The organism is Nocardia farcinica (assembly GCF_001182745.1).
Taxonomy (GTDB): Bacteria; Actinomycetota; Actinomycetes; order Mycobacteriales; family Mycobacteriaceae; genus Nocardia; species Nocardia farcinica.
The window spans coordinates 725,782-747,912 of sequence record NZ_LN868938.1 but is presented as its reverse complement, the minus strand read 5'-3'; the positions used below and the strand labels follow the sequence as shown (position 1 = coordinate 747,912).

Here is a 22,131-nt window from a genome sequence, read left to right as displayed (position 1 = left end):
AACACGTCTTTTTATTATCCTCGCACAGGCGCCCGCACCCGTCGAGCCCGTGCCCGCGACCCAACTCTTAATGATAATCTTTTTCATTAAGTACACGGGTCGGCGTCCGCCGGGAATCAGGAGATGTGCATGAACGACTACTACTCACCCGTCGCGGAGTTCTACGACCTCGTGCCCCGCGCACACGCCGACGGTGAAGCGGCACTGCGGAAGATCCTGTCCGAGGTCGATCCGGCCGCGGGCACGGTGGTCGACATCGGCGCGGGCACCGGACGCACCTGCCGGGTCGTCGCCGAGGTGCTGCCGACCGCGAAAATCTTTGCCTGCGAACCGTCTCCGGCGATGCGCGCGGTGCTGACCCACGCCGTCCTGGCCGACGAGGACCTGCGCCGCCGGGTCACCATCGTCGCCGAACCGGCCGAGTCGATGGTGCTGCCGGACCGGATCTCGGCGGTGATCGTCTTCGGCGTGCTCGGTCACATCGGCGAACAGGATCGCCGGGCGCTGTGGGACCGGATGCTGCCGCGCCTGGCGCCCGGCGCGCCGGTGCTGGTGGAACTGCTGCCGGTCACGCGCCCGACCGCGCTGCCGCCGATGCCGTTGGCCCGCGAGCAGATCGGTGACCTCGTCTACGACGGGACACTCGAGGCCGAGCCGATCGGCGGTGACCTGATCCGGATGACCTCGACCTGGCGGATCAGCGGCGATGCGGCCCCCACCAGGGTGGTGCGCAACGTCAGCGAGTGGCACACCTTCGGCATCGAGGACCTGGCGCGGGAAACCGGCCTGGCCGGTGCACAACTCACCGCGCAGGCCGGCGTCCTGCGCGCCCCGCGCCGCTGACCCTACGGCGGCCCCTCGGGGCCGCCGCCTCATCGTCGCGCGGTGATACGCACCGTGATTCCGGCGCGCGGCCGCATCCCGATCAACCCCGCGGGCCGCGCGTCGGTGGTCAGCACTTCGCCGTCGATCCGGCGCGCGAGCGCGGCGAACGCGGCGGTGATCGCCATGGTGGCGAAGCGCGCGCCGATGCACCGGTGCGGGCCGCCACCGAAGGGCAGGAACTCGTGCGGCGCCGGGCGGCGGTAGCGGGGGGAGCCGGGGTCCCACCGGCCGGGATCGAAGCGTTCCGGGTCCGGCCACACCGCATCGAGCCGGTGGGTGTGGAAGGGGCTGAAGATCAGCAGGTCGCCGGGGACGAAACGGGTTCCGGCGAAGGTGAATTCGGCGGCCACCGTGCGCGAGATGATCGCCGTGGCCGGGTAGAGCCGCATCGTCTCGGACACGAGCCGAGCCAGCCGCGGTGGCTCGGGCGCGTCCGAGGGATGGCCGGCGAGCGCGGCGGTGACCGACGCCCACAGCGGGCGATCACGCATCGTGCGGTACACCATCCACGCCAGCTGCGCGGCGGTGGTCTCGGCACCGGCCTCGAGCAAACTGACCAGCTGGTCGGTGATTTCGTCGTCGGTGAGGCGGGCGCCGTCGACACCGCGCAGCAGCACCCCGAGCACGTCGGCGCCCGGCTCGTCCAGCCGGGTGCGCCGCTCGATCTCGGCGATCACCCACCGGTGCACCGCGGACCGGGCCAACAGCGCACGGCGCCAGACCGGGGACCCGGAGCCGCGGTCGATGCTCCCGCCGACGACGTCGGTGTCGATGGCTTGATGGATGTCGTGCAGCCACTCGTCCAGGCCGTCGGCGCGTTCCACAGCGGCCGCGCCGAACAGGCTCGCCAGCGTGGCGCGGCGCACGGCCCGGCGCAGCGGCGGATAGAGGTCGACGACCTCGCCGGGCACCCACCCGTCCATCGCCTGCTCGACGTGGCGGGTCACGGTATCCCGGTGCGCGGCGACACGGCGCGTGGTGAAGGCGGGTGTCACCAGCCGACGCAGGTGACGGTGCCGGTCACCGTCGTTGACCAGCAGGGCGGACCGCCCGGTCAGCGGCGCCAGCGCGGTGAACGCCGCCTCCCAGCTGAACAGTTCGCTGTGGCCGAGGATGAACGCGGTCGCGTCGGTGCCGAGCGCGAGCCGGAAACGCATCGGCCCGGCTCCGAGTTCGGTGATCGCGCCGTGCTCCCGGTACAGCCGCGACATGGTGGCGTAGGGGTCGGCCGAGAACGCGTGCAGGTCGGCCAGTCCCCGGGACACACCGGGCGCGTTCATCCGCGGACTCCGGTCTGCGGGTCCGGGCCGGCGAGCAGCTGCGGCAACGGGACCGGCGCGGGCGTGGGCGGCCGGATCAGCTCGGGTGGGCCGAGCACGGTGGTGAGCCGCTGCCAGAGGGCGGTCACGGTCATCGCCCACTGGTCGGCGGCCGCACAGCGGCGGGGATCGGCGATGTCGGCGCGCAACTGCCGCAACGCCACCCGCACGCTGTCCGGCCAGAGTTCGTCGAACACCGTCCGGAACGTGGGCGCGGTCGCGGGCCCGAGCACCTCGGTGCTTGGCACGTCCAGCCGTTCGGTGCCGGGTCCGGCCATGACCAGTCGTCCGGTCGCGTCGCGGCCGGTGTGCAGGCGCGGGCTCCACAGCACCGGTCCGTGGGTGTCGGCCAGCGACAGCACGCCGCCCTCGAAGGCGATCGCGATCCGGTGCAGCAGCAGCGCGTGATTGTCCGGGTCGGCGGGGTGGATCTGGTTCTGTACCCGCAACGACACCGGCACACCGCCGATCACGGCGGCCAGGTGGGTGTAGGGCATGGGCGGATCGGCCAGCGCGGCCGGCTCCGGCGCGACGGGCGCCGGCTCGCCGATCGCCCACGGCCGCAGCCTGCCCACAGCACGGCCGACGATGTCGAGCAGCGAGTAGGCGACCTGGCCACCCGCCGCGGCGTCCACGTGCAGTGGCCGTTGCCGCGCGCGCAGGATGGCGGCCGCGCGCAGGAACAATTCGACCGGGCGCAGGTGCGGATAGAACGCGTTGAGCCGGTAGCGGGCATCGTGCGCGCGGGCGGTCCGCAGGCAGTCGGCGAGCTCGCCGGGATGCAGCAGGTGTTCCTGTAGCACGTGGATGCCGCGGCGCAGCAGCTGCTGGGCCAGCTGCGCGCCGTCACCGCCCGCCGCGCCCGCGCGCACCGCGACGCAGGCGATGTCGATGTCGCCGGGCAGCTCGTCGACCCCGCAGTAGTGCGGCACCCCAGAGGTTTTCGCGATCTCCCGAGACGTGGCACTGCCCCGGGACACGATGCCGGCGAGCTCGACGTCCGGGTCGGCCTGCACCGCGCGCAGATACACCCGGCCGAACGAGGTGCCGCACACGACGACCCTCGGTGTCGCGGGTACGGGCGTCGGTTCGGTGGCGATCACAGGCTTCCGGCCTCCATCGGTTCGTCGTGGGCGTGCCGGTGGGTGTGCCAGACGGGCAGCGCTCCGAGGGCGGTGACCCCGGCGAGCAGGGCGCGGGGGTCGAGGACGTCGTCGGCGTAGTGCAGGCCCGGGGGCACCGCCCCCGACAGCACCGCCCGCACAGCGCACACCGCCGTCGCGGCGGTGAGCTCGAAGCTGCTCGGGGTGCGCAGCACCGCGGTGTCGGTCCGGTCGGGCCGGTGCAGCGTGAACGCCATCAGGTAGAAGGGGTCCGTTCCGGCCAGGTCGAGGTCGGCCGCGGCGCCGATCTCCGCGACGATCCCGGCGAGCGCCGCGGCGTCGGCGCGGACGCGGCCGCGCAGTCGGGTGAGCGTCAGCCGCAGCGCGTTGCCCACGAAGACGTTGTGCCAGTGCAGCTCCGCCAACCCGGTCGCCCGGGCCAGCCGTTCCGCGTCGGCGGTGAGGAACGGCATGGTGGTGACCCGGCCGGGGAACCCGGCGACCTCGACGTCCTCGCGCACCGGCAGGGCGTTGCGCACGCGACGGCCCCCCGACCACGCGGCCAGGGTCTGGCCGTACCAGTGGCCGTCGTCGGAGCTGTCCAGCGACAGGGCGAGGTCGCCGGCCGAGGCCGGGGCGAACGGTTCGATGCCGCCCGCGTGGACTACCAGCCGGGCGCCGGTGAGGTCGTCGGCCAGCACGCGCGGAACGACGTTCGCCAGGCCCGGCAGCATGCCCGCCGACAGCACCGCGGTCCGCTCGCCGTCCAGCAGCGGCGACCCGGCGAGCAGCCGGTGGGTGGGGCCGTCGCCGGAGACGTCGACGTAGTCGCTGCCCGCCGCCAGGGCCGCCCGGGCCACCCGGTCCAGCAGCAGATGGGACGGGCCCGCGCAGTTCAGGACGAGCCGGGCGCCCGCGCAGAACGCGGCCAGCGATTCCGTGTCGAAGGCATCCACCCGGCGCGGTTCGGCGTCGGGCGGGAATCCCGACGCCCGGGTGAGGTCGCGGGCGCCCAGGCGCAGCTCGCCGATGCCGAGCCCGGTGAGCATCCGCACCGCGGCCCGCCCGACGACCCCGGTGGCGCCCAGCACCGCCACGGTGGTGCGCGCCCCGGTTCGACGGCTGTGTTCGGTCACGGCTGCCGCTCGCCGCGCGCCTCCGGCAGCGGCGCGGTGATCCGGGCGGCGACCTCGGCGGCGTGCGCCGCCGACATGCTGGTGAGGTGATCGCCGGGGATGTCGTCGATGACGACGGTGCCGAGCCCGACCCGTGACCAGTACCGCGCCACCTCGGCCCGGGTGCCCATCAGCGTGGCGGTACCGCCGTTGCAGAGCACCCGGATCGGGCCGACGTAGGGCTCGGCGCGGTGCGCGCCCATCGCCCGCAGGTTGTGCGCGAAAATCTCGAACTGCCTTAGGAATTCGGCGAGTGTGAGTCCGCCGGTCCGGTAGGGCCCGGTCGCGGCGGTGGCGGCGGTGTGCAGCGCGGCGAGGCGATCGGCGCGCGGCACGGCCGCCAGCTGCCGGAACTGCGCGGCCGGGAGTGCGGCGGCGCCGTCGAGCCCGGCGAGCGCACCGGCCGGAACCCGGTCCGGGGTGCGGTCGAGGATGACACGCACCGCGGTCTCGACCGCGGTGTCGTCGGCGGGGAATCCGACGGTGGCCGGGTCGACGCCGAGGGAGCGGGCGAAGACGTACTCGGTGAGCAGCTCGTCGTGCACGGCGGGCGGCTGGTAGGCGCCGATCACGGTGAGTTCGTCCACCGTCGCCCCCGCCTCGGTCAGGGTGCGCGCGATCTCGGCGGCCAGCAACCCGCCGACGGAATAGCCGATGATCCGGAAGCGGCTGTCGTGCGCGAGCAGCTCGCTCGCGTAGTCGGCGGCCTGCCTGCCGATCACCGTGTCCGCGGGCAGTGCCGAGTACTTCGCCGCGTCGGTGAGCTCGAGCCCGAGCAGGGCCCCGGGGTGCGCGGCGCGCAGATGCGGGAGCAGCGCGTCGTAGGGCGAGAGCGTGCCGGTGCCGCCATGCACCAGCACCCAGGTTCCCGCGGGGTGTCCGGCCGCGCCGCCCAACGGCCGCACCGAGGTCGGTGCGGTGGTGGTGTCGGCGGGCGCGGTCCGCGCCCCGCGGCGGCGGGCGGCCAGCGCGGCGACGGTCGGGTTGCGCAGGACGTCGCGCAGCAGTTCCTGCCATTCGATGTCGGCGACCTCGGGGACGCGGTCGCGCAACTTGCCGACCATCTGCGACAACAGCAGCGAATCACCGCCGAGGGTGTAGAAGTTCTGGTCGCGGCCGACCTTGGGCACGCCGAGCATCTCCTGCCACAGCTGCGCGATCCGCTCCTCGATCTCGTCGGCGGGCGGGGTGTAGGCGGCATCGGCGGTGGCGGCCGGTGCGGCGGCGACGCGGGCGGCCAGCGCGGACCGGTCGAGTTTCCCGTTGGCCGAGCGGGGCAGGGCGTCGAGCAGGTGCAGTTCGTCGGGCACCATGTGGGTCGGCAGCAGCGTCGCGACGTGGTCGGTGAGTTGGTGTTCGGTGACGGTGTGCCGCTCGCTCTTGAACCGGGCGATGAACACGCCCTGGCCGGAGGCGGCGAGCGGAGCGTCCTCGGCGGGCAGCACGCGCACCTGCTCGGCCCCGGCGGTGTCGAGCTGGCGCAGCCACTGGTCGCGGGTGAAGAACGCCTGCCCGGTGCCCGCGCGAACATCGGTGAAGGCGGCCAGCTCACTGAAGAACTCGAACTCCATCGACACCAGCAGCGCGTAGTTGTGCTGCCGGGTGGGTTCGAGGAACACCAGCCAGCCGCCCGGCGCGAGCAGGTCGCGCAGCCGCGCCAGCACCGCGTCGGCGTCGACCGAGTTGTGCAGCACGTTCGCGCACAGGATGACATCGGCGGAGTTGGGTCGCAGGCCCTGGTCGAGCGCGTCGGCGTTGATGTCGAAGCGCCCGTAACGCACCCAGGGATGCGCGGCGAACCTCGCGCGGGCTTCGCCGAGGAAGTACTCGGAGATGTCGGTGAACAAATAGTCCGGTTCGAACTCGGCCAGCGCGGGGATCAGGTCGGTGCTGGTGCCCGCGATGCCCGCGCCGACCTCGAGCACCCGCAGCCGGTGCGGTGTCTGCCGGGCGATTTCGCACACGGTGTCGATCACGATGCGATGGGAGCTGCGCGCCACCAGGTTCGTGCGGTACACCGCGTGGGCGGCGCCGGGTTTCCCGGCGGGGAACAGCAGTTCGCGCACGTCGAGCGCGCCGCGCAGCAGGTCGTCGAGTCTGCTGCTGCATGCCTTGATGTAGGACAGGGTCTCGCTGCCGTAGCCGACGATCGCTTCCAGTTCGTCGATACGCCGCCACGCCGCCTCGACCGCGTCCGGACCCGCGGCGATCAGATCGCGGTAGCGGCCGGTGGCCGGATCGTGGCGCACGGCTCCCCCGTCGGCGAGGGCGGCCAGCCAGCGAGTCAGCAGGCCGTGCTGGCGGTCGGAAACACCGGTGGCGGCGGCGATCTCGGCGATGTCGTGGGCGCGGTCGCGGTGATCGAACAGGCCGTTCGCGCGCAACTCGGCGGCGATGGACAGCATGGCCATCTCGTCGACGGCGTTCATCAGCGCGACGAACGCTTCGCCGTCGATGTCGCGGTGCGCGGCCGCCGCGGCGTGCTCGGCGGCAGCGAGCACCTCCGCCGCGGCCTGCCCGCCGCCGCCGTCGCCGGTCGCGATCTCGGCGAAGCCGAACAGCCGCGCGCCCGGTCCCCTGCCGTCGACCAGGACCGCGGCATCGGCGACGGCGGGATGGCGGCGCAGCGCCGACTCGATCTCGCCGAGTTCGACCCGGTGGCCGCGGATCTTGACCTGGGTGTCCTCGCGGCCGAGGAATTCGAGCCTGCCGTCGGGGTGGAAGCGGCCCAGATCGCCGGTGCGGTACAGCCGGTCGCCGGTGCGGGGGTGCCGGATGAACCGCTGCGTGGTCAGCTCCTCGTCGCCGAGGTAGCCCTCGGCCAGTCCCGTTCCGCCGATGTGGATTTCGCCGGTGACGTGGTCGGGGCAGTCCTGCAACGCACCGTCGAGCACGTGCACGGCCTGGTTCCGCAGCGGGGTGCCGTAGGGGATGCTGCGCCACCGCGGGTCGATCTCGCGCACCGGGTGGTGGATGGACCAGATGGCGGCCTCGGTGGCCCCGCCCAGTCCGATCACGGTGAGCTCGGGGTGGTGGGCGCGCATCCGGTCGGGTAGGTCAAGGGGGATCCAGTCGCCGGACAGCAGGACCAGCCGCAGCGCGGCGATGCGGGCCGCGGGTGCGGCCGGTGCGGCCGGATCGGGCGGGGAGTCGAGCACGTCCAGCAGCATCTGCAGGTGTCCGGGCACGCTGTTCCACAGCGTGACCGCGTGCCGGTGGACCAGGTCGAGCCAGTGGGAGGGGTCGTCGGCGCGGTCCTGGTCGGGGAGCACGACCGCGCCGCCGGCGGCGAGCACGCCGAAGATGTCCCACACCGACAGGTCGAAGGCCAGGCTCGCGATGCCGAGCACCCGGTCGGCGGGGGTGAGGGCGAAGCGCGTCTCGATGTCGTCGAGGGTGTTGGCCGCGGCGCGGTGGGTGACGACGACGCCTTTCGGTTCGCCGGTGGAGCCGGAGGTGTAGATGACGTAGGCGGGGGTGTCGGGGTCGCCCGCGCTGTCGGGCACGATGTCGATGCCCGCCAGCAGGTCGACGGCCAGGGGTTCGGTGGTGGCGGGGATCTCGCCCGCGTCGCGCAGCCAGGACTGGGTGAGCGCCACCCGGGCGCCCGCCCGCTCGATGATCCGTTCCCGGCGGGCCATCGGCTGGGTGACGGTGATCGGCACGTAGGCGGCGCCGATCGTCGACGTCGCGAGCACGGCCACGACCTGTTCCGGCCCCTTCTCCATGAGCACGGCCACCCGGTCACCGGCCCGCACGCCCGCATCGCGCAGTGCGACGGCGGTGGCGGCGACGCGGCGCCGTAGCTCGCCGTAGCCGAGCACGCGGTCGCGGTGGATGACCGCGGGCGCGTCGGGCGCGAGGTCGGCGCGCGCCAGGATCCGCTGGTGCAGCAGCCGCGGCGTGGTCGCGGCGGCGGTGTCGTTGTACCGGTCGCGCCGAGCGCGCTGCGCCGCGGGGAGGGGCACTGGGTAGGGCTCGGTCCAGGTTTCGGGGGTTTCGGCGAGCCGGGTGAGCAGATCGACGAACGCGGCGAACGCGGCGGTGGCCGTGTCCCCGGCCAGCACGCCGCGGCGGACGTCCCAGGCGACCAGCAATCCGTCGTCGTCGGGGGTGATCTGGCAGTCGAGCCACACCTGCGGGGTGCGGGTGATGCCGCGCAGGATGCGGCCGCGCCGGGCACGCGCCCCGGCGTCGCCGGAGCCGAGGGTGCTGGTGAACACGACGGGCATGAGCACCGGGTTGCCCGCGCGGCGGGTGAGTTCGCCGAGCACTTCCACGCCGTCGAACAGGCGGTGATCCAGATCGGTGAACAGCTGGGTGGTGATGCCGCGGGCGCGGTCGGCGAAGGTGTCGTGCTCGTCGAGGTCGATGCCGAGCAGTTCGACGGAGGTGAAATCGCCGAGCACCGCGCCGATGTCGGCGTGCGCGGGCAGCCGGTTGAACACCGGCAGGTTCAGGGTGAACCGCCGGGTGCGGCTCCACCGCCCGATCACCTCGGCGTAGGCGGCCAGCACCGCGCCGGAGGCGGTCAGGCCGTGCGCTGTCGCGTGGCGGGTCAGTCCGGCCAGGGCGGCGGCGGGCAGCCGGTGGTGCAACCGGTCGAAGCCGGGCTCGACGTCGGCGTCGTCGGTGTTCGCGCGGGTGGGCAGGTCGGGTGCGGCGGGCAGGGAGTCGATTCTGGCCTGCCAGTAGTCGCGGTCGCGGTGGTAGCGCGGGCCGTGGCGCAGCTGCTGGACGCCGAGCAGGTAGTCGCGGAAGCCGATCGCGGGGGCGGGTGGCAGTGCGGCGGCGTCGCCGGCGCGCACGAGGTCGTCGAGTTCGGCGAGCAGCAGCTGCATGCTCGCGGCGTCGACCACCAGCAGTTCCACCAGCAGGTGCAGGACGCATCCGGTGCCGGTGCGGGTGATGTGCAGCGCGAACAGCGGCCAGGTGCCGGGGTCGCCGGCCGAACCGAGCAGGGCGTCGCGCCGGCGGTCGAGGGCGGCGGCGAGGTCGGCGGGGTCGGCGTCCGGCAGATCGGTCACCGGGATCGCGTAGTGCGGTACGGTCGCGGCGACCTGTTGGTAGCCGTCGGCGTGGACGGTGGCGCGGAGCATGTCGTGGCGGGCAACGAGGGTGTTCCACGCCTGTTCGAGGACTGCGGGTTCGGCGCTGTCATAGGCGATTTCGAGGTAGCTGGCGCAGGCGACGCCGCCGAAGGGGTAGGTGGGGTCGCGGCCGATCAGGTAGGCCTGTTGCACCGGGGTCAGCGGGAACGGTTCGTGCGCGGCGTCCGGGTCGGCGGACACGCTGATCGTCGCCTGTTCCCGGGCGAGGTGGGCCAGCACGGCGGGTTTGTGCGCCGCCAGCTGTTCGCGGTGGTCGGCGGTCAGCACACCTTGCGGGGCGCGGAATCGCAGCTGTTCGCCGTCGGCCCACAGGTGCACTCCGCGCTGTCGCAGATCGGTTACCAGTTCGGGGACGTTCACAGAGCACCTTCTTCGAGGTCGATACCGTTGTGCGGGTCGTTGTCGCCGAGTCCGGCGATGGTGGGGGCGGCGAAGAACGCGCGCAGGGTGACGGTGATGCCGAGTTCGCGGGCGAGGCGGCCGACAAGCCGGGTCGCCGACAGCGAGTCGCCGCCGACGGCGAAGAAGCTCGTGTGCCGGTCGGGCGGTGCGGCGCCGACGGTGTCCGCCCAGATCTGCGCGATCCGGGATTCGAGTCCGGGGCGGATGGGTTCGCCTGGTTCGTGGTCGGGCGGGTCGGACTGGGTTCGGGCGCGGCGGGCCAGCGCGGCGTGGTCGATCTTTCCGTTGCCGGTCAGCGGCGGAGCCGGCAGCGGTATCAGGTCGGGGATCCAGGCGGAAGGCAGTCGGTCGGCGAGGAAGCGCGGAAGGTCTTCGGGGAGTTCGGGTTCGACGAAGGCGACCAGCCGAGCCTGGGCCCGCTCCCCCACCGCCACCGCGAACGCCCGCCGCACCGCCGGATGGGCGGCTATCGCCTGCTCGACCTCGCCCAACTCCACCCGATGACCGCGAACCTTGACCTGCCGATCGACCCGCCCCAAGAACTCCAACACCCCCTCATCGCGATACCGCCCCACATCACCGGTCCGATACCAACGAACACCGCCCTCGTCGAAAAACGACGCCGCCGTCAGGTCCGGTCTGCTGCGATATCCTCGGGCGACTCCGGCACCACCGATCAACAGCTCGCCCGGCACCCAGTCCGGGCGATCATTGCCCTGCTCGTCCACCACTCGGAACCGTTGATTCCGCAACGGGCGACCGTAAGGAATGGACACCCACGCCGGATCGACCCGCTCGACCTCGAAACAGTTCGACCAGATCGACGCCTCCGTCGCCCCACCCAACGCGATGAAGCGGCAGTTCGCGGAGCGGGCCGCGAGGCGGGCGGGCAGATCCAGTCCCACCCAGTCGCCGGACACCAGGGCAAGCCGCAGGGTCGGGAGGGGTTCGGGGACGGTCTCGGCGACGGTGAGCAGCATGTCCAGCATCGCCGGGACCGTGTTCCAGACGGTCACCCCGTGCTCGCGCACCAGTGCCAGCCACCGCTCCGGATCGCGCCGGTCCTCGTCGGACACGATCACCGCGCTACCACCGGCACCCAGGACCCCGAACAGATCGAACACCGACAGATCGAAATCGGCTGCGGCGAGGGCGAGTACACGGTCACTCGCGCCGAGGCCGTAGCGGTCCCGCAGATCCGCGAGGGTGTTCACCGCCTGCCGATGCTCGATCTCGACACCCTTCGGAACACCGGTCGAGCCGGAGGTGAAGATCACGTAGGCGAGATCGCAGCCGCTCCCCCGATGGACCGGCGCGGGCTCGTGCCCGCGGGCGTCGGCAATGTCCAGGACCGGCGGCTCGGCAGCCGCGGCGCCGGCGGGACGAGCGGGTGCGGTGGGGTGAGCGGGTGCGGGGAATCGGCGGGTGTCGTCGGTGAGGACGGCCGCGACGCCGGCCTGATCAAGGATCGCGGTCCGGCGCTGCACCGGCTGATCCACCGCCACCGGCACATACGCCGCCCCCGCCGCCAACACGCCGTACAGCGCCGCGACCAGCGCCGCACCGCGCGCCGCGCAGACCGCGACCGCATCACCGGGACGAACACCGTGGGCGGCGAGCAGTGCCGCGATCCGCCGACTGTGGTCGGCCAGCGCGCCGAAGCTCACAACGGTGTCCCCGGTGACGAGCGCGGTCCGGTCGGGGTCGGCGGCGGCGACCTCGAACATCCGCGCATGCAGCAACTCACCGGCCACCGGCGCGGCGGTGTCGTTGACCCGGTCTCGGACGGCCCGTTGCCTCGCGGGCAGCGCAGGTGCGAGCGACTGCTCCCAATCCAGGTCACCCAACCGCCGCACCAACCCGTGGTAGGCGGCGAACATCTCGTCGATCAGCCCGTCGGGGAACAACTCGTCGACGGAGTCCCAGCTCAGCAGCAGACCGTCCGGCAGTTCGATGACCTGGTGGTCCAGCCACACCTGGGGTGTCTGCGTCTGCGTGTAGTCCGGCCAGCGCACCGACCGCGCCAGCTCGTCGTCCACGCCCAGCATCGAGGTGAACACCACCGGCACCGGTTCCGCGGGCGCCGCGCTGTCGCGGGCGAGTTCGCGCAGGACGCGGATCGCCGAGACCTGTTGGTGGTCGAGGTCGTGCCACAGTTGCTCCTGCAACCGCCGCACCCGGCCGAGCCAGCTCTCCTGCGCGCCGGGACGGTCCGCGACCAGCAGCAGGGAGCTGAAGTCGCCGACCACCCGCATCACATCCGGATGTACCTCACGGCGATCGAAGCGCGTCAACGTCACCGTCAGCTCCCGCTGCGCACTCCACTGGCCGAGCACCCACGTGTAGCAGGCCAGCAACACCACGCTCGGTGTGACGCCGACGGTGCGGGCACGGCGGACGATGGCGTGCCAGAGCTCGGGATCGAGGCGGACTTCCCGGCGCGTGAACCGCGGCCGCCGCACCGCCGCCGGCAATACCCGCAACGGCAGCTGCGGCCCCGGCGGCAGCTCGGCCAACCGACCCCGCCAATACGACAGCGCCGCAGCCACTTCCGCCTCCGACGGCGCACAACCCAGCACGTAATCCCGGAACTCCAGCGACACGGGCGCGAGCTCGAGCGCCGGGTCCTCGTACAGCCGCATCCACTCCGACAACAACACCAGCGCACTCAGACCATCGACGATCAAGCTGTCGAAGACGACGCAGACCCTGGCCCGGTCGGCCGCGCGCACGACCCGCAGGTCGAACAGCGGTCCCGCGGCGGCGTCCAGTGCCCCGCTCGCCATCTCCGCTCGCACCGCGGCGGCGACACCCTCGAAGTCGTCGTTCGCCGCGACGATCGGGATCCGGTGGCCCGGGGTGGCGGGCAGGACGCGTTGCCTACCGTCGGCGCCGACCACCGCCCGCAGCATGGCGTGCCGGGCGAGCACCGTGTTCCAGGCGCCTTCCAGGCGCGGCACGTCCAGGTCCGGCCAGTCGTATTCGACGTAGAGTTGGGCACCGATGCCGCCGAGGTCGAAATCGGCCGACCGACCGAGCCAGTAGGCGACCTGGATATCGGTGAGCGGGAACGGGTCGAGGCGATGCTCGGGGTCGGCGGTCACCGCCGGGATCCGGGCTGCGCGCCGTAAGGGCTCGACCGCGGTGTCGGTGTCGGCGTGCCTGCCGAGTCCGGCGATGGTCGGATCGAGGAAGAACGCGCGCAGGGTGACGGTGATGCCGACTTCGCGGGCGAGGCGGCCGACCAGCCGGGTCGCCGACAGCGAGTCGCCGCCCATCGCGAAGAAGTTGGCGTGCCGGTCGGGCAGGCCGCCGCCCAGGATGTCCTGCCAGATCCGCGCGATCCGGGTCTCCCGCCCCGGCCGCACCGGCTCACCGGGCGTGGTGCCGGGCGCCGCCATCACCGCTTCGGCGCGCCGGATCAGGGCGGCGTGGTCGATCTTCCCGTTGCCGGTCAGCGGCGGAGCCGGCAGGGCGATCAGCTCGGGCGCCCAGCCCCCGGGAATCCGGTCCGCGAGGAAGTGTGGAAGGTCTTCGGGGAGTTCGGGTTCGACGAAGGCGACCAGCCGAGCCTGCGCCCGCTCCCCCACCGCCACCGCGAACGCCCGCCGCACCCCCGGATGGGCGGCTATCGCCTGCTCGACCTCCCCCAACTCCACCCGATGACCACGAATCTTGACCTGCCGATCGACCCGCCCCAAGAACTCCAACACCCCATCACCGCGATACCGCCCCACATCACCGGTCCGATACCAACGAACACCGCCCTCGTCGAAAAACGACGCCGCCGTCAGGTCCCGCCGCCCGCGATATCCACGCGCGACACCGGCACCACCGATCAACAACTCCCCCGGCACCCAATCCGGCCGATCATCGCCCTGCTCGTCCACCACCCGAAACCGCTGATTCCGCAACGGGCGACCATAAGGAATCGACACCCACCCCGGATCCACCGACTCCACCTCGAAACAGTTCGACCAGATCGACGCCTCCGTCGCCCCACCCAACGCGATCAGACGACACCTCGCCGACATGGCGGCGAGCCTGCCGGGCAGATCCAGACCGACCCAGTCCCCCGACACCAGCGCGCACCGCAGTGACGCCGGGAGCCCCGGCCCGGATTCGGCGACGGTGAGCAGCATGTCCAGCATCGCCGGAACCGTGTTCCAGACGGTCACCCCGTGCTCGCGCACCAGCGCCAGCCACCGCTCCGGATCGCGCCGGTCCTCGTCGGACACGATCACCGCGCTACCACCCGCACCCAGAACCCCGAACAGATCGAACACCGACAGATCGAAATCGGCTGCCGCCACCGCCAATACCCGATCACCCGCGCCGAGCCCATACCGGTCCCGCAGATCCGCGAGGGTGTTCACCACCTGCCGATGCTCGATCTCGACACCCTTCGGAACACCGGTCGAGCCGGAGGTGAAGATCACGTAGGCGAGATCGCAGCCGCTCCCCCGATGGACCGGCGCGGGCGCGTACCGGCGGGCGTCGGCGATCGTTACCACCGGCACTTGGACGGCCCCGCCCGCGAATCGGGCCCGATCGTCGGTGAGGACGGCCGTGACCCCGGCCTGATCAAGGATCGCGGTCCGGCGCCGCACCGGCTGATCCACGGCCACCGGCACATACGCCGCCCCCGCCGCCAACACCCCATACAGGCCCGCCACCAACCCGGCACCACGCGCGGCACACACCGCGACCGCATCACCGGGACGCACGCCCCGCGCGGACAGCATCGCCGCGATCCGGCGGCTGTGCTCCGCCAGGTCGCCGAAGGAGACGGTCACCGCGCCATCAACGAGCGCCACACGGCCGGGATCGGCGGCGGCGACCTCGAACATCGGCGCGTGCAACAACTCACCGTCCACCGGCGCGGCGGTGTCGTTGACCCGGTCCCGGACAGCCCGTTGCCTCGCGGGCAGCGCAGGCGCGAGCGGCTGCCCCCAATCCAGGTCACCCAACCCCCGCACCAACCCCTGGTAGGCGGCGAACATGTCCTCGACCAGCCCGTCGGGGAACAACTCGTCCACCGAATCCCAGCTCAGCACCAGACCATCGGCCACCTCGACGACCTGGTGGTCCAGCCACACCTGCGGCGTCTGGGTCCGGGTGACATCCGGCCACCGGATCGACCGCGCCAGCTCGTCGTCCACCCCGAGCATCGAGGTGAACACCACCGGCACCGGTTCCGCGGCCACCGCGCTCTCCCGCGCCAGCTCGCGCAGCACCCGCACCGCCGAGACCTGCTGGTGATCGAGGTCGCGCCACAGTTGCTCCTGCAACCGCCGCACCCGGCCGAGCCAACTCTCCCCCCGCGCCGGCTGATCCGCCACCAGCAACAATGCGCTGAAATCGCCCACCACCCGCATCACATCCGGATGCACCTCACGGCGATCGAAGCGCGTCAACGTCACCGTCAGCTCCCGCTGCGCACTCCACGCGCCCAGCACGGTGGTGTAGCAGGCCAGCAACACCACACTCGGTGTCACACCCAGGCCACGCGCACGCCGCACGATCACCTGCCAGAGCTCGGAATCGAGGCGGACCTCCCGGCGCGTGAACCGCGGCCGCCCCACCGCCGCCGGCAACACCCGCAACGGCAGCTGCGGCCCCGGCGGCAGCTCGGCCAACCGACCCCGCCAATACGACAGCGCCGCAGCCACTTCCGCCTCCGACGGCGCACAACTCAACACGTAATCCCGGAACTCCAGCGACACGGGCGCGAGCTCGAGCGCCGGGTCCTCGTACAGCCGCATCCACTCCGACAACAACACCAACGCACTCAGACCATCGGCGATGAGGGTGTCGAACGCGGCGCAGACCCGCGTCGAGTCGCCGTCGCGCACGACCCGCACGTCGAACAGCGGCCAGCGCCCGGCGTCGCGGAGACGGTCGGCGATGTCGTCGCGGACGGCGGTGACGGGTCCGTCGACCACCGGGATCTCGTACCGGGGCACCCGGGCGAGGACGCGTTGCGTCCCATCGGTGGCCACCACCGCACGCAGCATCGGATGGCGGTCGACGACCCGGTTCCACGCGGCCGCCAGCCGCACCGGATCGACTCCGGGCCAGTCGTATTCGACGTACAGGTGCGCGCCGACACCGCCGAGATCGAAATCGTCGGACCGGCCCAGCCAGTAGGCGACCTGGATATCGGTCAGCGGGAACGGTGCGTGCCTGTTGGCGGGATCGGCGACGATCTCCGGCAGCGCCGTGGCCGCGCCGAAGGTCAGCGTCGAGGCGAAAGCGGCGAGCGTGGGTGTGGTGAACAGGCGCGCCAGGTCCGCGCCCCGCACCCCGTCGGCGAGCAGCCGCCGGATCAGGCGGGTGGCCAGCAGGCTGTCGCCACCGAGGGCGAAGAAGTCGTCGTCGCGACGGATCTCCTCGACACCGAGCACCGCCGCCCAGGCCCGCGCCACCGCCCGCTCGACACCTTCCAGAGGCGCACCGGATTCCGTGCCGTCGCGGGTGCTCGCGGCAGCGAGGGTGGCGCGCACCGCGTCGCGGTCGATCTTGCCGTTGCGCGTGATCGGCAGCGCGGGGGCGCGGACGAACCGGCGCGGGACCATGTACGGGGGCAGCCGCTCGGCGAGCCAGGCACGCAGCCCGCCGTCGGTGATCTCGTCCCCGACCACGACCGCACCGAGGGCACGGGCCGGGTGCTCGAGCACGCCGGCGGCCGCGGCCGTCACCCGGGGATGCTCGGCGAGCACGGCTTCGACCTCGCCCAGTTCGATGCGGTGCCCGCGGATCTTGACCTGATGGTCGATGCGGCCCAGGAATTCGAGGGTTCCGTCGGGCCGGTAGCGCACCAGGTCACCGGTGCGATACCAGCGGCGCCCGTCGTGGTGGACGAACTTCTCGGCGGTGCGTTCCGGGTCGCCGCGGTAGCCGTGTGCCAGCCCGGCCCCGGTGACCCACAGCTCGCCCGCCGCCCAGTCAGGGCAGTCCCGCCCGCGCGGATCCACCACACGGCAGCCCGCGTGCGGGAGCGGAACCCCGTAGGGCACGCTCGACCAGCCGGGATCCACCGTCCCGACTTCGCACACCGTGGCGTGGATGGCGGCCTCGGTCATGCCGCCCAGACCGGCGAACCGGCAATCGGGGACCAGGCGGCGCAACCGTTCCGGCAGATCCACCGTCACCCGGTCGCCGCCCAGCATGACGAGCCGCAGCGTCGCGCCCAGCCCGGTGTCGGCCGCGGCGGTCAGCAACATGTCCAGCAGGGCGGGCACCGCGCTGACGACGGTGACGCCCCACCGGCGGATCAGCGCGGCCCACGCGGCGGCATCCCGCCGCTGCGCCTCCTCGACCACCACCACCGAGCCGCCGACCGTCAGGAACGCGAACAGGTCGTAGGCGGACAGGTCGAAATCCAAGGCGGACAGCGCGATCGTCCGATCCTCGGCGCCGATACCGAACACGTCGTCGACCGCGTCGATCGTCGCGGCCACCGCCCGGTGCGGCACCTCGACACCCTTCGGGACCCCGGTGGACCCGGAGGTGAAGATGACGTACATGACGTCCTCCGGATCGACCTCGGCGATGTCCGGCACCGGGGCCACCGCGCGCGCCTGCTGGGGGAAGATCGCGGTGAGGTCCGCGGGCCATCCGGCAGCCGCGGTGTCCGGATCGGTGATCACCCACCGCGCCCCGGCGGTGCGGTAGACCCGTTCGCGCCGCGCCGCGGGCAGGTCGACACCCGAGGGCACGTAGGTGGCGCCCACGGCGAGCACGCCCAGCACCGCCACGATCTGGTCGACGCCCTTGGGCAGGGTGATGCCCACGCTGTCACCGCGCCCGATTCCCCGCGCCCGCAACAGGCCCGCCATGCGCCGGGCCCGCTCGGCGAGCGCACCGTAGGAGATCGCGGCACCGTCGGCCAGCAGGGCGGTGCGTCCGGGGTCGACGGCCGCCCGGGCGAAGAACCGGTGCGGCAGCGGCACGCCGGGAGCCGACGTGGTCGGGGCGTGGTGGCGGCGGACCTCGGGACGGGGCGCTGCCCTGCCCCAGGCGCCGTCGTCGTCGATCAGCAGATCGACGAACCGCACGTAGGCGTCGAACATGGCGTCCAGCAGCCCGGGGGGAAACAGCGACACCCGGGCGTCCCAGTTGAGCAGGATGCCGCCGTCGAACTCGGTCACCTGCGCGTCCAACCAGACCTGCGGGCCCTGGGAGATCGTCCAGGACGGCTCGCCGAGGTACCGCCGAACCTCGGGCGCGTACAACTCGCCCAGGCTCAGCGCACTGGTGTACACCACCGGTGCAAGGACGCGGTCGCCACCGGCGGCCCGGCTCAGGTCCCGCAGCACCTCGACCCCGGTATAGGCGGTGTAGCCGAGCACCTCGCGCAGGCGGACGGTGAGCGCGCGCGCCCGCTCGACCACCGGCAGCGGCTCGGACAGGTCCACGTCGAGAAGCACCGAACTGGAGAAGTCGCCGACGAGGCGGTCCACGTCGTCGTGCAGCGGCTCGCGATCGAAGGCGGGCAGATTGAGCAGGAACCGATCGGTGGCGCTCCACATACCGACCGTTTCCGCGAAAACCGTGGCGAGCACGCCGGCGGTGGTCACTCCGGCCCGGTGGGCGCGCTCGCGCAGCAGCGCCGCCCGCTCGGGCGACAACCGGTGGGCGCGCCGGTCGACCCGCGCCACCCCGTTCGTCTCGGTGGCCAGCAGCGGAAGCTGGGGTGCGGCAGGCAGATCCGGTAGCCGGCGCTGCCACCACTGCCTGGCCTGCTCGCGCGCGGCCGACCGCAGCCGACCGCGATCGGCGAGATAGCGGGCATAGGTGTAGTCCAGGGCGGGCAGCGCGTCGGGCCCGTGCCGGTACAGCGCGGTCAGGTCGCCGAGGAGGTTGCGCAGGCTCAGCGCGTCGCCCGCGATCATGTCCAGGTCCAGGTGGGCCCGGGTCCGCCCGCCGGGCAGCAGCGAGAGCTGGAGATCGATCACCTCGCCGCCCGCGACGTCCATACTGCGGTGCGAGCAGGTGTCCCGGATCTCGGCCAGCCGCCGCTGCCGGACCGGTTCCGGCATGTCACGCAGGTCGTGCACGACCAACCCCCGCCAGCAGCCCTGCTCCGTGACCCGCTGCATGCCCGCGGCGTCGACGATGACGCGCAGTTGCGGGTGCCGGGCGATCAGTGCGCGCATCGCCCGCTCGAGCCGGTCCGGGTCCAGGCCGTCTGCGTGGTCGAACTCGCTGTAGAAGTGCGCGGCGACCGCGCCGAGGTGCTGCGCGCGCGTGCGGCCGACCCAGAAGGCATGTTGCATCACCGCCAGCGGGAACGGCTGCGCGAGATCCACCGTGCTGGTTTCCGCTGCCTCCGAACGACTTTCGTCGCGGCCGGGTTCGCGACGGCCCAGCAGGGCCTGCCAGGCGCCGAGTGTCGGGTTCCGGACGAGGTCGCGGTACTCGACGCGGTGGCCCGCGCGGCGCATGAGCCCGGAGATCCGCATGAGCGTCACCGAATCGAGGCCGAGCTCGAGCACGTTCGCGTTGTCGGTCAGTTCCTCGACCGGTACTCCGGTCAATTCGCTGACCGTCTGCCGCACATCGTCGTGCCCGGCTGTCGGTGCCATCGAGGGTGTCGGTAACGAACGGAGATTGTCTTTCATCACTTCCCTCGACAGCAGACCAGCAACAGCAACGACCAAAGCAAAACGAAAATCATTTTCAACAATGCTAGAATCTACGGCGACCGAGCGGTTCGGTCAAGCGAGCCTTCGCGTTCGGGCAGGCGAAACACCCAGGCGGCGAGCAGGTTCGGCGAGGTACAGGAAGCGGGCATGGCGGCGCAACAGCGACTGATGAACATGATGTTCGGGACGATCTGCTCCCAGGTGGTCGGCACCGCCGCCCGGCTCGGGCTCGCCGATCACCTCGGCGAGGACGAGCTCGACTACCGGGAACTGGCCGCCCGCACCGATACCCACCCCGGGGCGCTCGCCCGGTTGCTGCGCGCGCTGGCCGCCCTGGAGATCGTCGTCGAGACCGGCCCGGGCACCTTCCGGCTGGGCGAGGCGGGCCTGCCGCTGCGGACGGATCGACCCGATTCCCAGGCGGCGGCCGTGCTGCTGTTCACCGACCCCGCCCTGCTGGACTCGTGGAAGCTGACCGAGGAGGCCGTGCGCACCGGGCGGCCGACCTTCGAAACGCTCTACGGCACCGACTTCTTCAGCTTCCTGGCCACCCGGCCCGAGCTGTCGGAACGGTTCAACGCGACCATGCGGCAGGTGAGTCTGCCCATCGCGCACCTGGTTCCGGTGAGCTACGACTTCACCCGGCACCGCACAGTGGTCGACGTCGGCGGCGGCGACGGCACGCTGATCGCGCAGATCCTGCGTGGCGCACGGTCGGTGCGCGGCGTGGTCTTCGATTCGCCGACCGGGGTCGCCGAGGCCGCCTCGACGCTGGCAGCGGCCGGGGTCGCCGACCGCTGCCGCGTCGAAGCCGGTGACTTCTTCACCGCCGTGCCCACGGGTGGCGACCTCTACGTGCTCAAGAACATCCTGCACGACTGGGACGACGACCGCTGCGTCACCATCCTCGACCGCTGCCGGGCGGTGGTCCCCGCCGACGGCCGGGTGTTGATCGTGGAGTCGGTCCTGCCCGACACGGTCGACACCGCCGACCCGGCCCCCTACCTCACCGACATCAGCATGCTCGTCAACATGGGCGGGCAGGAGCGCACCCGCGCCGAGTACGAACGGCTCTGTCGCCGCGCCGGTTTCGCGGTCGTCGCCGCGCACCCGACCGTCTTTCCCACCTCGTATTCGCTCCTCGAGGCCATGCCGGTCTGAGGTCATGCCGGTCTGAACGGACAACGCACCCATGCTCGACACACCCCGGCCGATCGTGGTCGACCTGCTGGCCGAGGACTTCCACGAACGGGCGCACCGCGTCTACGACGAGCTGCGCGCACGGTCACCGGTCGTCTACGCCGAACTCCCGCACCAACCGGGCCGCGGTTTCTGGATGGTCCTCGGCTACGCCGCCGCCGACGCCGCGCTGCGCGACGCCCGGCTGGCGAACAACCCGCGCGCCCTGCTGACCCCCGCCCAGCGCACCGCCCGGGCGCGCGCGCAGATCCCGGACCCGCCGAACACCATGCTGCTGTCCGACCCGCCGGAGCACACCCGGCTGCGGCGGGCGGCGCAGCGGGCGTTCACCCCCCGATCGGTGGCCGCCCTGCGGCCCGCGGTCGTCCGGCATGCCGAGCGATTGCTCGACCGCGCGCAGCAGACGGCCGACCGGGGCGACGGCACCGTGGATCTGCTGCACTCCTACGCCTATCCGCTGTCCCTGACGGTGCTCGGCGAGATCCTCGGCTTCCCCGAGGCATGGCATCCCGGCCTGCACGACCTCGCCGTCCGGGCCGCCGCCGCCTCGACCCCGCTCTCCGGCCCCGATCCCGTCCTGCGCGAACGGCTCGACACCTACACCCGCGATCTCGTCGTGCTCAAGCGGAACAGCCCCGGTGACGATCTGGTCAGCAGGCTGGCCCACCCCGAGTCCGGGCGGGACGCGCTGTCGGACGAGGAACTGCGCGCCATGGTCGGGTTGCTGGTGGCGGCGGGGTTCGAGACCTCGGCCAGTCTGCTCGCCAGCGCCGTGCTGTCCCTGCTCACCCATCCGGACCAATGGGCGGCGCTGCGGGACGATCCAGGGCTGGCCGCGGCGGCGGTGGAGGAGACCATGCGCTACTGGGGCCCGGTGGAGTCGGCGACGATGCGCCTGGCGCGCGAACCGCTGCGGCTGGGCGACCGGCGCATCGCGCGCGGCGACCGCGTCCTGGTGTTTCCCGCCGCCGCCAACCGCGACCCCGCGCACGTTCCCGATCCACACCGTTTCGACATCCACCGCCCGCCCCGGCCGCATCTGGGCTTCAGCGGCGGCATCCACACCTGCATGGGCGCCGCGCTGGCGCGCACCGAGGTCGCCGTCGCGCTCACCGTCCTCGTCGCGCGCTGGCCCCGGCTGCGGCTCGCCGTCGACCCGGCCGCGCCGCGCTGGCGTCCCGGCATGGGACTGCGCAGCCTGCGCCGACTGCCGGTCCGGCCCGACCCGGACACCCCCTGACCCCGCGTGCCGCACCCGGGGCACCGAAAGCACCACCCGCACAAGG

General features: G+C 72.5%; 8 protein-coding genes. 3 read left to right on the top strand and 5 right to left on the bottom strand.

Annotated elements, in window-relative coordinates; translation table 11 throughout:
• Positions 1-129: 129 nt before the first annotated feature.
• On the top strand, positions 130-843 hold the full coding sequence (locus tag AMO33_RS03705; protein WP_060590538.1) for a class I SAM-dependent methyltransferase: 714 nt from the start codon (positions 130-132) through the stop codon (positions 841-843).
• Positions 844-872: 29 nt separating this feature from the next.
• On the opposite strand, the gene AMO33_RS03700 is transcribed toward AMO33_RS03705, so the two are convergent.
• The 5 genes from AMO33_RS03700 to AMO33_RS03680 are packed head-to-tail and all read right to left on the bottom strand — an operon-like array spanning position 873 to position 19,585.
• Positions 873-2,165, bottom strand: a complete 1,293-nt coding sequence (locus AMO33_RS03700) for a cytochrome P450 (protein ID WP_060590537.1) — start codon at positions 2,163-2,165, stop codon at positions 873-875.
• The gene (locus AMO33_RS03695) at positions 2,162-3,307 is read right to left on the bottom strand and encodes a Gfo/Idh/MocA family oxidoreductase (protein WP_240327408.1); all 1,146 of its coding nucleotides are present in this window, start codon (positions 3,305-3,307) and stop codon (positions 2,162-2,164) included. Before AMO33_RS03695 ends, AMO33_RS03700 begins: the two co-directional genes overlap by 4 nt.
• Positions 3,304-4,443 carry a saccharopine dehydrogenase NADP-binding domain-containing protein gene (locus AMO33_RS03690; RefSeq protein ID WP_060590535.1) on the bottom strand — a complete coding sequence of 380 codons (1,140 nt, stop codon included), beginning with the start codon at positions 4,441-4,443 and terminating at the stop codon, positions 3,304-3,306. Before AMO33_RS03690 ends, AMO33_RS03695 begins: the two co-directional genes overlap by 4 nt.
• A complete protein-coding gene (locus AMO33_RS03685; protein WP_240327406.1) occupies positions 4,440-9,953 on the bottom strand; it encodes a non-ribosomal peptide synthetase in 5,514 nt (1,837 codons plus the stop codon). The genes AMO33_RS03690 and AMO33_RS03685 overlap by 4 nt, the downstream gene beginning before the upstream one ends.
• Positions 9,950-19,585 (bottom strand): non-ribosomal peptide synthetase, encoded by a 9,636-nt coding sequence (locus AMO33_RS03680; protein WP_240327405.1) that lies wholly within the window; start codon positions 19,583-19,585, stop codon positions 9,950-9,952. The genes AMO33_RS03685 and AMO33_RS03680 overlap by 4 nt, the downstream gene beginning before the upstream one ends.
• 207 nt (positions 19,586-19,792) lie before the next feature.
• Here AMO33_RS03680 and AMO33_RS03675 point away from each other — a divergent pair, with 207 nt between their 5' ends.
• A complete protein-coding gene (locus AMO33_RS03675) occupies positions 19,793-20,806 on the top strand; it encodes a methyltransferase (protein ID WP_060590531.1) in 1,014 nt (337 codons plus the stop codon).
• A 31-nt stretch (positions 20,807-20,837) separates the two neighbouring features.
• Positions 20,838-22,085: a cytochrome P450 gene (locus AMO33_RS03670; RefSeq protein WP_060590529.1), complete on the top strand. Its 1,248-nt coding sequence runs from the start codon at positions 20,838-20,840 to the stop codon at positions 22,083-22,085.
• Positions 22,086-22,131 lie beyond the last annotated feature (46 nt).

Bases quoted from the DNA above. Each gene is read 5' to 3' on its own strand.
- AMO33_RS03705 (WP_060590538.1), top strand. From the start codon at position 130: ATGAACGACTACTACTCACCCGTCGCGGAGTTCTACGACCTCGTGCCC.
- AMO33_RS03700 (WP_060590537.1), bottom strand. From the start codon at position 2,165: ATGAACGCGCCCGGTGTGTCCCGGGGACTGGCCGACCTGCACGCGTTC.
- AMO33_RS03680 (WP_240327405.1), bottom strand. From the start codon at position 19,585: ATGGCACCGACAGCCGGGCACGACGATGTGCGGCAGACGGTCAGCGAA.
- AMO33_RS03675 (WP_060590531.1), top strand. From the start codon at position 19,793: ATGGCGGCGCAACAGCGACTGATGAACATGATGTTCGGGACGATCTGC.
- AMO33_RS03670 (WP_060590529.1), top strand. From the start codon at position 20,838: ATGCTCGACACACCCCGGCCGATCGTGGTCGACCTGCTGGCCGAGGAC.